The sequence below is a fragment of the Pseudomonas sp. GW822-FHT06B12 genome (genome assembly GCF_058799675.1).
In genome coordinates this window covers 337,051-350,230 of record NZ_JBXALR010000005.1, presented here as the reverse complement: position 1 = coordinate 350,230, position 13,180 = coordinate 337,051, and the positions used below count along the sequence as shown (strand labels likewise).

The window sequence follows — 13,180 nt, the reverse complement described above, 5'->3', positions numbered from 1 at the left end:
CGCCAACCGATATAAATGATTCACCCGCGCATAAAAATAATCAGTGGGAGTACATCTACATGCAAGCGACCAAGCCGACCCACGTCCGCTATTTAATCCTGCTCATGCTGTTTCTGGTGACCACGATCAACTACGCCGACCGTGCCACCATCGCCATTGCGGGCTCCAGCCTGCAAAAGGACCTGGGCATCGACGCCGTCACCCTCGGCTACATCTTCTCCGCATTCGGTTGGGCCTACGTCGCCGGTCAGATCCCTGGTGGTTGGCTGCTCGACCGCTTTGGCTCGAAAAAAGTCTATGCCCTGAGCATCTTCACCTGGTCGCTGTTCACTGTGCTGCAAGGCTATGTCGGTGAGTTCGGCGTCTCCACCGCCATCGTCGCGCTGTTCATGCTGCGCTTTCTGGTGGGGCTGGCCGAAGCGCCGTCCTTTCCTGGTAACGCACGCATTGTCGCGGCCTGGTTTCCGACGGCTGAGCGCGGCACCGCCTCGGCGATTTTCAACTCGGCGCAGTACTTTGCCACGGTGATCTTTGCCCCCCTGATGGGCTGGATCGTCTACACCTTCGGCTGGCAGCACGTGTTTGTGGTGATGGGCGGGATCGGCATCGTGTTCTCGCTGGTCTGGCTGAAAATTATCCACAGCCCGCGCCAGCACCCGATGATCAATGACGCCGAGTTCAAGCATATCGCCGACAACGGCGGCCTGGTCGATATGGATCAGGACCAGGGCAAACGCGCCGATGGGCCGAAGTGGGATTACGTGCGCCAACTGCTGAGCAACCGCATGATGCTCGGCGTGTACCTGGGCCAGTACTGCATCAACGGCATCACCTATTTCTTCCTGACCTGGTTCCCGGTGTACCTGGTGCAGGAACGCGGCATGACCATTCTCAAGGCCGGTTTCATCGCCTCGTTGCCGGCGATCTGCGGCTTCATCGGTGGTGTGCTGGGCGGGATCATTTCCGACTACCTGCTGCGCAAGGGCCACTCGCTGACCTTCGCCCGCAAGGCGCCGATCATCGGCGGGCTGTTGCTGTCGACCAGCATCGTGGCCTGCAACTACGTGGATATCGAATGGATCGTCGTGGGCTTCATGGCCCTCGCATTCTTCGGCAAAGGCGTGGGTGCGCTGGGTTGGGCGGTGGTTTCCGACACCTCGCCAAAACAGATCGCCGGCTTGAGTGGCGGGCTGTTCAACATGTTCGGCAACATCGCCTCGATTACCACACCGATCGTGATTGGCTACATCATCAGTTCTACCGGTTCGTTCAAATGGGCGCTGGTGTTTGTCGGCTGCAACGCGCTGGTCGCGGTGTTCAGCTACCTGGTCATCGTCGGGCCGATCAAACGCGTGGTGCTCAAAGAGCCGCCGAGCAAAAGCCCTGAACTGAACAAAGTGTCTCAAGCGCATTCCTGAGGAGCGGCGTCATGCAGTTGATTGAACATTCCGACTCACCGCGCTACATCCGGCTGCACGAGCGCGATAACGTGGTGATCGTGGTCAATGACCAGGGCGTACCGGCCGGCACTGAGTTCCCGGACGGCTTGGTGACCGTGGAGTTCGTGCCGCAAAGCCATAAGGTGACGCTGGAAGATATCCCCGAAGGTGGCCGGGTGATTCGTTACGGCCAGACCATCGGTTACGCCTTGCAGCCGATCCCGCGTGGCAGTTGGGTCAAGGAAGATCAACTGCGCATGCCCACCGCGCCACCGCTGGACAGCCTGCCGCTGTCCACTGAAGTACCCGCCGCACAAGCACCTTTGGAAGGCTTTACGTTCGAGGGTTATCGCAACGCCGATGGCACTGTCGGCACGCGCAATATTCTCGGGATCACCACCACGGTGCAATGCGTGACCGGCGTGCTCGATCATGCGGTCAAGCGCATCAAGGACGAGTTGTTGCCCAAGTATCCGCATGTCGATGACGTGATCGCGCTGACCCACAGCTACGGCTGCGGGGTGGCGATTACTGCCACCGACGCCTACATCCCGATCCGCACTGTGCGCAACCTGGCGCGCAACCCGAACCTGGGCGGCGAAGCATTGGTGATCAGTCTGGGCTGCGAGAAATTGCAGGCCGGGCAGGTGATGCACGAGAACGACAGCTCGGTGGACCTCAGCGAGCCGTGGTTGTATCGCTTGCAGGATTCCAGTCACGGTTTCAGCGAGATGATCGAGCAGATCATGGCGTTGGCTGAAATCCGTTTGAAGAAACTCGATCAGCGCCGCCGCGAAACGGTGCCGGCGTCCGAGTTGATCCTCGGCATGCAGTGCGGCGGCAGTGATGCGTTTTCCGGAATCACCGCCAACCCGGCACTGGGTTATGCCTCGGATTTGTTGCTAAGGGCTGGGGCGACGGTGATGTTTTCCGAAGTGACGGAGGTGCGCGACGCGATCTATCTGCTGACTTCGCGGGCACAAACCAAGGAAGTCGCCCAGGAACTGGTGCGTGAAATGGACTGGTACGACCGTTACCTGGCCAAGGGCGAAGCGGATCGCAGTGCCAACACCACGCCCGGTAACAAGAAGGGCGGGTTGTCGAACATTGTCGAGAAATCCCTGGGCTCAATCGTCAAGTCCGGCAACAGCGCGATCAACGGCGTGCTTGGGCCGGGCGAACGGTTCAAGCGTAAAGGGCTGATTTTCTGCGCAACGCCGGCCAGTGATTTTGTCTGCGGCACCTTGCAACTGGCGGCCGGGATGAACCTGCACGTGTTCACCACCGGGCGTGGCACGCCTTACGGTCTGGCGATGGCGCCGGTGGTCAAGGTCTCGACCCGAACCGAGCTGGCGCAACGCTGGCCGGATCTGATCGACATCGATGCCGGGCGGATTGCCACGGGACGCGCTTCCATCGAGGAATTGGGCTGGGAGTTGTTCCACTTCTATCTGGACGTGGCCAGCGGCAGGAAGCAGACGTGGGCGGAGCAGCACAAGCTGCATAACGACATTACCTTGTTCAACCCGGCGCCCATCACCTGAGACCGCGTCGCCTGCATCGCGAGCAAGCTCGCTCCCACATTGGTTATTTGTCGATCACAAACAGTGTGACCAACACCAACCTACTGTGGGAGCGAGCCTGCTCGCGATGGCGGTCTACCAGACGCCAGCGTCCTCGGTGGCTTATCATTAGCCCCCTAACGACGCCCCTCAAGGTTCACCCGGCATGCTGGCAATCTTTCTCGAAACGCTGAACATCACTGCGCCGGTCTTTGCCATGCTGTTTTTGGGCGTGCTGCTCAAGCGCATCAACTGGATCAACGACGACTTCATTCACACCGCCTCGTCGCTGGTGTTCAACGTCACGATGCCAGCGCTGCTGTTTCTCGGCATCTTGCACGCCGACCTGCACGCGGCCTTGAAACCCGCGCTGCTGATCTACTTCGCACTGGCAACTCTGGCGTCGTTCGCTATTGCCTGGGGCTGGGCGATCTGGCGTTGCCCGCGAGAGGATCGCGGGATCTACACCCAAGGCGCGTTTCGCGGCAATAACGGGGTGATCGGCCTGGCGCTGGCGGCGAGCATGTACGGCGCTTACGGGATTTCCCTCGGGGCGATTCTCGCGGCGCTGGTGATCCTGTTTTACAACACGCTGTCGACCATCGTGCTGGCGGTGTACAGCCCGGTCATCAAGTCCGATCCATGGAGCATCTGCAAAAGCGTGGTCAGCAATCCGTTGATCATCAGTGTGATTTCTGCGGCGCCGTTCGCTTACTTCAAGATTGGCTTGCCTGGCTGGCTGGAGACTTCCGGCAACTACCTGGCGCAGATGACCTTGCCGCTGGCGTTGATCTGCATTGGCGGCACGCTGTCGCTGGCGGCGTTGCGCAAGAGCGGTGATCTGGCGTTGAGTTCAAGCCTGGTGAAGATGATCGGCTTGCCGATTCTGGCCACGCTGGGCGCCTGGCTCTGGGGTTTTCGCGGGGCGGAGTTGGGGATTTTGTTCCTGTACTTCGGCAGCCCGACCGCGGCGGCCAGTTTTGTCATGGCCCGTGCGGCCAATGGCAATCATGAACTGGCGGCGGCGATTATCGTCATTACCACGTTGATGGCGGCGGTGACCACCAACCTCGGGATCTTTGTGTTGCAGTGGGGCGGGTGGATCTGACCCCGAGGTTTTCAGTGTTCTTCAGGGCCAATCGCGAGCAAGCTCGCTCCCACATTTGATCTGTGTGGAACACAAAATCTGCGTACACCAAAATCCACTGTGGGAGCGAGCTTGCTCGCGATAGCTATCTAACTGTCACCACTCATTCAGGCTTCTGGTAGCTATCGATCACTTCCTGCGCCGCCCGAAACGCTTCCATCGCCGCTGGCACGCCGGCGTAAACCGCGCAGTGCATCAGCGTTTCGCGGATCTCGTCGACCGTGCAGCCGTTGTTCAGCGCGCCACGCACGTGGCCCTTGAGTTCTTGCGGGCACTTGAGCGAGGTCAGGGCCGCGAGGGTGATCAGGCTGCGGGTTTTCAGTTCCAGGCCATCGCGGTTCCACACCGCGCCCCACGCGTGTTCGTTGACGAACTCCTGAAACGGTCGGGTCAGCTCGGTGGCATTGCCCATGGAGCGGTCGACGAAGGTGTCGCCCATGACCTGTCGACGCACTTCAATGCCGGTCGGTTTGCTGGAGGCGGGTGTGTCGGTCATGGCGATTCCCTCTTGTGGTGTTGGCGGCGCCAGGCGCGCAGTGACGTAAACAGCAAAAACGCCATCAGCGCCGGCAGGACGAAAAACAGCATCAGGTGTTCAAGCTTGCCGGCCAGTGGCATGCCCGTGGTAAACGACACGACGTGCAGCCCGTAAGCCAGGTACAAAGCCAGAAACAGCAGGCCTTCGGCGCGGGTAATTCGGTAGCCTGAATAGAACATCGGCAAGCACAGCACGCTGACCGCCAGCAGCACCGGCAAGTCGAAATCCAGTGCGTTGGGCGATACCGACAGCGGCGTCGGCGCAATCAGCGCGGTGATGCCCAGCACACCGAGCAAGTTGAACAGGCTGCTGCCGACCACGTTACCTACGGCGATGTCGCGCTGGCCACGCAGGGCGGCGATCAGCGAAGTCGCCAGTTCCGGCAGTGACGTGCTGACGGCAATGATGGTCAGGCCGATGATTCGCTCCGACAAGCCGAGTTCAGTCGCCACCTCGACCGCCGCGCTGAGCAGCAAATGTCCGGCAAACACCAGCAGTACCAGACCGGCGAGCATCAGCAGCACGCTGCTCAGCCACGGTACGCGGGATTTGCCGTCATCTGTCTGAGTGCTGTGCGGGCGCACCGAGTGCCGCGACTGGCGCAGCAGCAACCCGAGGTAAAGCACCAGCGCGGCTAACAGAATCGTACCGTCGAGCGGTGTCAGTCGTTCATTCCAGGCCAGGGCGAACACCAACAGGCTGGCGCCGATCATCACCGGGATGTCCAGCCGCACCAGTTGCCGGGAGACCCGCAACGGGATAATCAGCGCCGAGAGGCCGAGGGTGACCAGGATGTTGAAGATGTTGCTGCCAATCACGCTACCGACAGCGATGTCGGTGTTTTGCATGAGGGTTGCTTGCAGGCTCACCGCCATCTGCGGCGCGCTGCTGCCCAGCGCCACGACGGTCAGGCCGATGATCAGCGGGCGCACTTTCAAGTGTGCGGCCAGGCGCACAGCGGCGCGGACCAGCAACTCGGCGCCGGCGATCAGCAGTACCAGGCCACCGAACAGTTGAAGCACGCTGAGCAGGGGTAAATCGGCAAGTCCGAAAATGGCTGGGTTCCGTCTGTCAGTTGTCGAGAGATTGCACGCGAACCCGTGCGGTGCCGCTGCCCAGCATGCCCAACCGCTGGGCCGCTTCGCGAGACAGATCGATCAGACGCCCACGGGTGTGCGGTCCGCGATCGTTGATGCGGACCACGCAGGATTTGTCGTTGTTCAGGTTGGTGACCTTCACCCGGGTACCAAATGGCAACTGACGATGGGCAGCGGTCAGGGAATTGGCGTTGAAACGCTCGCCACTGGCGGTGCGTTTACCTTGGTGTTTGGCACCGTAGTACGAGGCCACGCCGGTCTTGTCGTAGCCGTGTGGATCGATGATATCCGTGCTGGCGCAACCGGCCAGCAGAGAGAGCAGGGCGCACGCGCCAAGTAGACGTTTCATAAAAGGCTTCCCTGAAACAAATGTGGGAGCGGGCTTGCTCGCGAATGCATTCTGACAGTCAACTTTGTATTGAGTGCCGAATCGCCTTCGCGAGCAGGCTCGCTCCCACAGGGGGTTGAGCCAGGCTTTAAATCTGGCTCCATTCCGGTCAGCCTTCGAGCTTGCTTTTCAACAGTTCGTTGACTTGTTGCGGGTTGGCTTTGCCTTTGGAGGCTTTCATCGCCTGACCGACGAAGAAGCCGAACATCTTGCCGCGTTTGGCTTCGTCTGCCGCGCGGTATTGTTCAACCTGTTCGGCGTTGGCTGCGAGCATTTCGTCGAGTACGGCCGAGATTGCGCCGCTGTCGGTGACCTGCTTCAAGCCGCGCTTGTCGATGATCTCGTCCGCGCTGCCTTCGCCGCTGGCCATGGCTTCGAACACGGTCTTGGCGATTTTGCCGGAGATGGTGTTGTCCTTGATGCGCAGCAGCATGCCGCCCAACTGCTCGGCCGAGACTGGAGCTTCGTCGATTTCCAGGCCTTGCTTGTTCAGCAGGCTGCCCAGTTCGACCATGACCCAGTTGGCCGCCAGTTTGGCATCACCGGCGATGCTCACGACTTTTTCGAAGTAATCCGCTTGCTCGCGGCTCGACGCCAATACGCTGGCATCGTAGACCGACAGGCCGAACTGCTCCTGGAAGCGTTCGCGCTTTTGCGGTGGCAGTTCCGGCAGGGTGGCGCGGATGTCATCGAGGAACGAGTCTTCGATGACCACCGGCAACAGGTCTGGATCGGGGAAGTAACGGTAGTCGTTGGCTTCCTCTTTGCTGCGCATGGCGCGGGTTTCGTCTTTGTTCGGGTCGTACAGGCGAGTCTGCTGGATCACCTTGCCGCCGTCTTCGATCAGTTCGATCTGACGACGCACTTCGGTGTTGATCGCCTTCTCGATGAAGCGGAACGAGTTGACGTTCTTGATCTCGCAACGCGTGCCGAACTCAACCTGGCCTTTTGGACGAATCGATACGTTGCAGTCGCAACGCAGCGAGCCTTCGGCCATGTTGCCGTCGCAGATGCCGAGGTAGCGCACCAACGCGTGGATCGCCTTGACGTAGGCCACGGCTTCCTTGGCGCTGCGCATGTCCGGCTCGGAAACGATTTCCAGCAGCGGCGTGCCGGCACGGTTCAGGTCGATGCCAGTGGCGCCGTTGAATTCTTCGTGCAGGCTTTTACCGGCGTCTTCTTCCAGGTGCGCGCGGGTGATACCGACGCGTTTGACCGTGCCGTCTTCCAGCGGGATGTCCAGGTGGCCCTTGCCGACGATCGGCAATTCCATCTGGCTGATCTGGTAACCCTTCGGCAGGTCCGGGTAGAAGTAGTTTTTGCGGGCGAACACGTTGTGCTGGCCGATTTCAGCGTCAATCGCCAGGCCGAACATCACCGCCATGCGCACCGCTTCCTGGTTCAACACCGGCAGTACGCCGGGCATGCCCAGGTCTACCAGGCTGGCCTGGGTGTTCGGTTCTGCGCCAAACGTGGTGGCGCTACCGGAGAAAATCTTCGATTGGGTGGCGAGCTGGGTATGAATCTCCAGCCCGATCACGACTTCCCATTGCATGTGTTTCTCCTCAGAAGCCTGTCGGGGTGCGGGTGTGCCAGTCAGTGTTGAGCTGATACTGGTGGGCGACGTTCAACAGACGGCCTTCCTGGAAATACGGGGCGAGCAACTGCACGCCGACCGGCAGACCATCGACGAAACCGGCTGGCATCGACAAGCCCGGCAGGCCCGCGAGGTTGGCGGTGATGGTGTAGACGTCTTCCAGGTACGCAGCGACCGGGTCGCTGTTCTTGGCACCGAGTTTCCAGGCCGGGTTCGGCGTGGTTGGGCCGAGGATAATGTCGACCTCATTAAAGGCAGCCATGAAGTCGTTCTTGATCAGACGACGGATCTTTTGCGCCTTCAGGTAGTAGGCGTCGTAGTAACCGGCCGACAGCGCGTAGGCGCCGACCATGATCCGGCGCTGCACTTCCGGGCCGAAACCTTCGCCGCGCGAACGCTTGTACAGGTCGGTCAGGTCTTTCGGGTTTTCGCAGCGATAGCCGAAACGCACGCCATCGAAACGCGACAGGTTGGAAGAAGCTTCGGCCGGGGCGATCACGTAGTACGCAGGAATCGCGTGTTGCATGTTCGGCAGGCTGATTTCCTTGACCACCGCGCCGAGCTTTTCCAGCTCCTTGACGCTGTTGTGGATCAGTTCGGCAATGCGTGGGTCGAGCCCGGCGCTGAAGTATTCCTTCGGCACGCCGATGCGCAGACCTTGCAGCGAGCCATTGAGGCTGGCGCTGTAATCCGGCACGGGTTCGTCGATGCTGGTGGAGTCTTGCGGGTCGAAACCGGCCATGCCTTGCAGCAGGATCGCGCAGTCTTCAGCGGTACGCGCCAACGGGCCGCCCTGATCGAGGCTGGAGGCGTAAGCGATCATGCCCCAACGTGAAACACGACCGTACGTCGGTTTCAGGCCGGTGAGGTTGGTCAGTGCTGCCGGCTGTCGGATCGAGCCACCGGTGTCGGTGCCGGTCGCCGCAGGTAACAGACGAGCGGCAACCGCTGCTGCCGAACCGCCGGACGAACCGCCGGGTACGTGTTCGAGGTTCCACGGGTTTTTCACCGCGCCGTAGTAGCTCGACTCGTTGGCCGAACCCATGGCGAATTCGTCCATGTTGGTCTTGCCCAGGGTCACGGCCCCGGCAGCGGCCAGCTTGGCGACCACGGTGGCGTCATACGGCGCCTTGAAGTTGTCGAGCATCTTCGAGCCGCAGCTGGTGCGAATGCCCTGGGTGCAGAACAGGTCTTTATGAGCGATCGGCGCACCGAGCAGGGCGCCGCTCTCACCGTTGGCCCGGCGTACGTCAGCGGCTTTCGCCTGCTGGAGCGCCAGGTCTTCGGTGAGGCTGATGAAACTGTTGAGCTGAGGGTCGAGCTGGGCGATACGCGCCAGCAGGACTTTGGTCAGCTCTTCGGAAGAAAACTTTTTATCGGCGAGTCCGCGGGCGATCTCGGCCAGAGTCAATTGATGCATTGCAGGCTCTTTCCCTTTAGTCGATGACTTTCGGAACCAGATACAGGCCGTTTTCGACCGCTGGTGCGATGGACTGATAGGCCTCGCGGTGATTGGACTCGGTCACGACGTCTGCACGCAGGCGCTGACTGGCTTCCAGTGGGTGGGCCAGCGGCTCGATACCGTCGGTATTGACAGCCTGCATTTCGTCGACCAGCCCGAGAATGCTGTTCAGGGCCGAAGTGATGTGTGGAAGATCGGCATCATTGAGGCCAAGGCTGGCCAGATGAGCGATTTTTTCCACGTCGGAGCGTTCAAGCGCCATGGGATTCTCCAGTGGAAAACAGAACGGACGCTGTCCGTGTGTTAGATTGTCGGAACACTACCGCATTTCTACGGTCATAAGGCCGCGATTGTGGGGGTTGGTGCACAGAAAAGCGTCCAATTTAACATATTGGCGCCTTGCCCAAAATCCCTGTCGTTGTTAGAGTTTGCCGCACTTTTTTACCCACGCGTTGCCTAGGGTCCCTTTCCCATGTTCAAGAAACTGCGTGGCATGTTTTCCAGCGATCTTTCCATTGACCTGGGCACTGCCAACACCCTTATTTACGTGCGCGAGCGCGGTATCGTCCTGAATGAACCATCGGTTGTGGCCATTCGGACCCACGGTAATCAGAAAAGTGTCGTTGCTGTCGGCACCGAGGCCAAGCGCATGCTCGGCCGTACACCGGGCAACATTGCTGCCATTCGTCCGATGAAGGACGGCGTGATCGCCGACTTCAGCGTCTGCGAAAAGATGCTGCAGTACTTTATCAACAAGGTTCACGAAAACAGCTTTTTGCAGCCTAGCCCTCGTGTGCTGATCTGCGTTCCATGCAAATCCACTCAGGTTGAGCGTCGTGCCATCCGTGAATCGGCCCTGGGTGCCGGTGCCCGTGAAGTGTTCCTGATCGAAGAGCCAATGGCTGCTGCGATCGGTGCGGGCCTGCCGGTAGAAGAAGCTCGCGGTTCGATGGTTGTCGATATCGGTGGTGGTACCACTGAAATCGCACTGATCTCCCTGAACGGTGTGGTTTACGCCGAATCCGTACGGGTTGGCGGCGACCGCTTCGACGAAGCGATCATCACTTACGTGCGTCGCAACTACGGCAGCCTGATCGGCGAATCCACCGCCGAGCGCATCAAACAGGAAATCGGTACGGCCTACCCGGGCGGTGAAGTTCGCGAAGTTGATGTTCGCGGCCGTAACCTGGCTGAAGGCGTTCCACGTGCATTCACCCTGAACTCCAATGAAGTGCTGGAAGCTCTGCAAGAGTCCCTGGCAACCATCGTTCAGGCCGTGAAAAGCGCGCTGGAGCAATCGCCGCCGGAACTGGCGTCGGATATCGCCGAGCGCGGTCTGGTACTGACCGGTGGTGGCGCCTTGCTGCGAGACCTCGACAAGTTGCTGGCCCAGGAAACCGGTCTGCCGGTGATCGTCGCCGAAGATCCGCTGACCTGCGTTGCTCGCGGCGGTGGCCGTGCATTGGAAATGATGGATAAACACACCATGGACCTGCTCTCCAGCGAGTGATTTCGCCGGATGCTTCTATGCTGTTCCGCTCACAGGTAGCACTTTGCAGTGCTGCCTGTTGGCGTTTATCTTCTGTCAGTCTGCATCCAGGCCGGTTTGATGCCGTATGAATAAAGAGAACATTTGCCTGGGAGGAGCGGCTTATTAAACCGCTTTTCGCCAAAGGCCCCTCAATGGGCGTGCGCTTTTTGGTGCTGGCCGTGCTATCGGTCGCGCTGATGGTGGTCGATGCCCGCTTTGAAGTGCTCAAGCCTGCGCGCAGTCAGATGTCGCTGGTCTTGATGGACGCCTATTGGATCACCGACCTGCCGGAGCGGTTGTGGCAGGGTGTGAGCAGTCAATTTGGCAGCCGTACCGAACTGGTCGCCGAAAACGAAAAACTCAAGACTGAAAACCTGCTGCTGCAGGGGCGCATGCAAAAGCTTGCGGCCTTGACCGAGCAGAACGTTCGGCTGCGCGAGCTGCTGAACTCGTCGGCCCTGGTCAACGAGAAGGTCGAAGTGGCCGAGTTGATCGGCGTCGATCCCAACCCCTTCACCCATCGCATCATCATCAACAAGGGTGAGCGCGACGGCGTGGTGCTCGGCCAACCGGTGCTCGATGCCCGGGGGCTGATGGGCCAGGTGGTCGAGCTGATGCCTTACACCTCGCGGGTGTTGTTGCTGACCGACACCACCCACAGCATTCCCGTGCAAGTGAACCGTAACGGTTTGCGGGCGATTGCCAGTGGCACCGGCAACCCGGAACGTCTGGAGTTGCGTCACGTTGCGGACACGGCTGATATTAAAGAAGGCGATCTGCTGGTCAGCTCCGGCCTCGGTCAGCGCTTCCCGGCCGGTTACCCGGTGGCGACCGTCAAGGAAGTGATCCACGACTCTGGCCAGCCGTTCGCCATCGTGCGCGCGGTACCGACCGCCGCACTCAATCGCAGTCGTTACATGTTGCTGGTGTTCAGCGATAGCCGCACCCCGGAAGAGCGCGCCAACGAAGCCGCTCAGGCCCAGGATGCCGATCAGCATCCTGGCGGCGCGGCCATCGTGCCAGCCACCGTGCCTAAACCTGCCGCCGCTGTTGCCCCGGTGCCAGCCACCGCGACTCCTGCGCCAGCAACGGCGAGTCCGGCTACACCTGCAGCGGCCAAGCCTGCGAGCAAACCTTCGACCCCGGCCAAGCCTGCTGCCGTGGTCAAGCCGGCTGCGGCCAAACCGCGTGCCACGGCGCCTGAAGCCACCACTCAGGGTAGAGAATAATGGCCAGTACCCGACCTCGTAATGGCTGGATGATCTGGCTGACGTTTGTCATCGCCTTGTTGCTCAGTATCGTACCGTTTCCGCATGTCGAGATTTTGCGTCCAATGTTCCTCGCGCTACCGCTGGCGTATTGGGCATTGGAAGTGCCGCAGAAAGTCGGGATGCTCACGGCCTGGTGTCTGGGGATGGCGCAAGACGTGCTGTTCGGCACCTTGCTGGGACACAACGCGCTGATTCTGACCCTGATCACCTTTTTGATCATGACGCTGCGACCGCGGCTGCGGATGTTTCCGATGTGGCAGCAAAGCCTGGTGATCCTGGTGATCCTGGGGCTCGCACAATTGCTGCAACTGTGGCTCAGCGCCTTGACCGGTAACCGTCAGACGTTGGCGGTGCTTTTACCGGCGCTGATCAGCGCCTTGCTCTGGCCCTGGGTCAGCTTCGGATTGCGTGGGTTGAGCCGCCGCTACAAAATCAATTAATTTATTCGGTCAGGCATTAGCCCGCACCTCGACAGGGAGATGTCTTGATGAATCCGCTTTACCTCGCCTCAGGCTCGCCGCGTCGACGTGAACTGCTCACGCAGATCGGCGTGCCGTTCACCGCCATCAGCGCGGACATCGATGAAACCCCTCTGACTAACGAGTCCCCAGCGGCCTATGTCGAGCGTCTGGCGCGCGACAAGGCCGAGGCCGGTCGTGCATTGCTGGCGCTCAACGAGCCGGGTGCACCCATTTGTGTGTTGGGTGCCGACACCGCCGTGGTGCTTGATGGGAAGATTCTTGGTAAACCGCTCGACGAAGCCGAAGCGCTGAGCATGTTGATGAGCCTGTCGGGGCGTGAACATGAAGTGCTGACCGCAATCGCCGTGCTCGATGGCCAATACTGCGAATCACGCGTGGTGCGCAGCCTGGTGCGTTTTCGCTTCATCAGTCATAAAGAGGCAGCGGCCTACTGGGCCAGCGGCGAGCCACGGGACAAGGCTGGCGGCTACGGAATTCAGGGCCTTGGCGCGGTGTTTGTCGCGGCACTCAACGGCAGTTACTCCGCCGTGGTTGGCCTGCCGCTGTGCGAAACCGCGGAACTGCTCGGCCATTTCGGCATACCCTGTTGGCAAAACCATATCGCGCGCCAAGCGCCGTACTGACTTGATGCGGCCATAATCGTGAATATGCCTGAACGAGACCTTG

13 protein-coding genes are annotated in these 13,180 nt (G+C 60.3%); 7 read left to right on the top strand and 6 right to left on the bottom strand.

Annotated features, from left to right (window positions below):
* The first annotated feature begins 59 nt into the window (after positions 1–59).
* The 3 genes from AC1RKH_RS14010 (at position 60) to AC1RKH_RS14000 (ending at position 4,109) form a co-directional block, all read left to right on the top strand.
* Complete coding sequence (locus tag AC1RKH_RS14010) at positions 60–1,418, top strand: MFS transporter (protein ID WP_493062472.1); 1,359 nt, start codon at positions 60–62, stop codon at positions 1,416–1,418.
* 11 nt (positions 1,419–1,429) lie between these two features.
* Positions 1,430–2,983 carry a galactarate dehydratase gene (gene garD, locus AC1RKH_RS14005; protein ID WP_493062471.1) on the top strand — a complete coding sequence of 518 codons (1,554 nt, stop codon included), beginning with the start codon at positions 1,430–1,432 and terminating at the stop codon, positions 2,981–2,983.
* Positions 2,984–3,167: 184 nt separating this feature from the next.
* Entirely contained in the window at positions 3,168–4,109 is a 942-nt protein-coding gene (locus AC1RKH_RS14000; RefSeq protein WP_493062470.1) for an AEC family transporter, read from the top strand.
* 142 nt (positions 4,110–4,251) lie between these two features.
* Here the strand turns inward: AC1RKH_RS14000 and AC1RKH_RS13995 are convergent, their stop codons facing one another.
* The 6 genes from AC1RKH_RS13995 to gatC form a co-directional block, all read right to left on the bottom strand.
* On the bottom strand, positions 4,252–4,644 hold the full coding sequence (locus AC1RKH_RS13995) for a carboxymuconolactone decarboxylase family protein (RefSeq protein ID WP_493062469.1): 393 nt from the start codon (positions 4,642–4,644) through the stop codon (positions 4,252–4,254).
* On the bottom strand, positions 4,641–5,708 hold the full coding sequence (locus AC1RKH_RS13990) for a calcium/sodium antiporter (RefSeq protein ID WP_493062468.1): 1,068 nt from the start codon (positions 5,706–5,708) through the stop codon (positions 4,641–4,643). Before AC1RKH_RS13990 ends, AC1RKH_RS13995 begins: the two co-directional genes overlap by 4 nt.
* 49 nt (positions 5,709–5,757) lie before the next feature.
* The gene (locus AC1RKH_RS13985) at positions 5,758–6,132 is read right to left on the bottom strand and encodes a septal ring lytic transglycosylase RlpA family protein (protein WP_123424261.1); all 375 of its coding nucleotides are present in this window, start codon (positions 6,130–6,132) and stop codon (positions 5,758–5,760) included.
* Between the two features lie 148 nt (positions 6,133–6,280).
* Positions 6,281–7,726, bottom strand: a complete 1,446-nt coding sequence (gatB, locus tag AC1RKH_RS13980) for an Asp-tRNA(Asn)/Glu-tRNA(Gln) amidotransferase subunit GatB (RefSeq protein WP_123424262.1) — start codon at positions 7,724–7,726, stop codon at positions 6,281–6,283.
* Positions 7,727–7,736: 10 nt separating this feature from the next.
* On the bottom strand, positions 7,737–9,188 hold the full coding sequence (gene gatA, locus AC1RKH_RS13975; protein ID WP_493062467.1) for an Asp-tRNA(Asn)/Glu-tRNA(Gln) amidotransferase subunit GatA: 1,452 nt from the start codon (positions 9,186–9,188) through the stop codon (positions 7,737–7,739).
* Positions 9,189–9,204: 16 nt separating this feature from the next.
* Positions 9,205–9,492, bottom strand: a complete 288-nt coding sequence (gene gatC / locus AC1RKH_RS13970; RefSeq protein ID WP_019691880.1) for an Asp-tRNA(Asn)/Glu-tRNA(Gln) amidotransferase subunit GatC — start codon at positions 9,490–9,492, stop codon at positions 9,205–9,207.
* 210 nt (positions 9,493–9,702) lie between these two features.
* Between gatC and mreB the strand changes: the two genes are divergently transcribed.
* From mreB to AC1RKH_RS13950, 4 genes are all read left to right on the top strand, one after another.
* The gene (mreB, locus tag AC1RKH_RS13965; RefSeq protein WP_002555108.1) at positions 9,703–10,740 is read left to right on the top strand and encodes a rod shape-determining protein MreB; all 1,038 of its coding nucleotides are present in this window, start codon (positions 9,703–9,705) and stop codon (positions 10,738–10,740) included.
* A 143-nt stretch (positions 10,741–10,883) separates the two neighbouring features.
* Positions 10,884–11,990 carry a rod shape-determining protein MreC gene (gene mreC, locus AC1RKH_RS13960; protein WP_259740216.1) on the top strand — a complete coding sequence of 369 codons (1,107 nt, stop codon included), beginning with the start codon at positions 10,884–10,886 and terminating at the stop codon, positions 11,988–11,990.
* Entirely contained in the window at positions 11,990–12,472 is a 483-nt protein-coding gene (gene mreD, locus AC1RKH_RS13955) for a rod shape-determining protein MreD (protein ID WP_123424265.1), read from the top strand. The genes mreC and mreD overlap by 1 nt, the downstream gene beginning before the upstream one ends.
* A 47-nt stretch (positions 12,473–12,519) precedes the next feature.
* Entirely contained in the window at positions 12,520–13,137 is a 618-nt protein-coding gene (locus tag AC1RKH_RS13950; protein ID WP_493062466.1) for a Maf family protein, read from the top strand.
* The last annotated feature ends 43 nt before the right edge of the window (positions 13,138–13,180 follow it).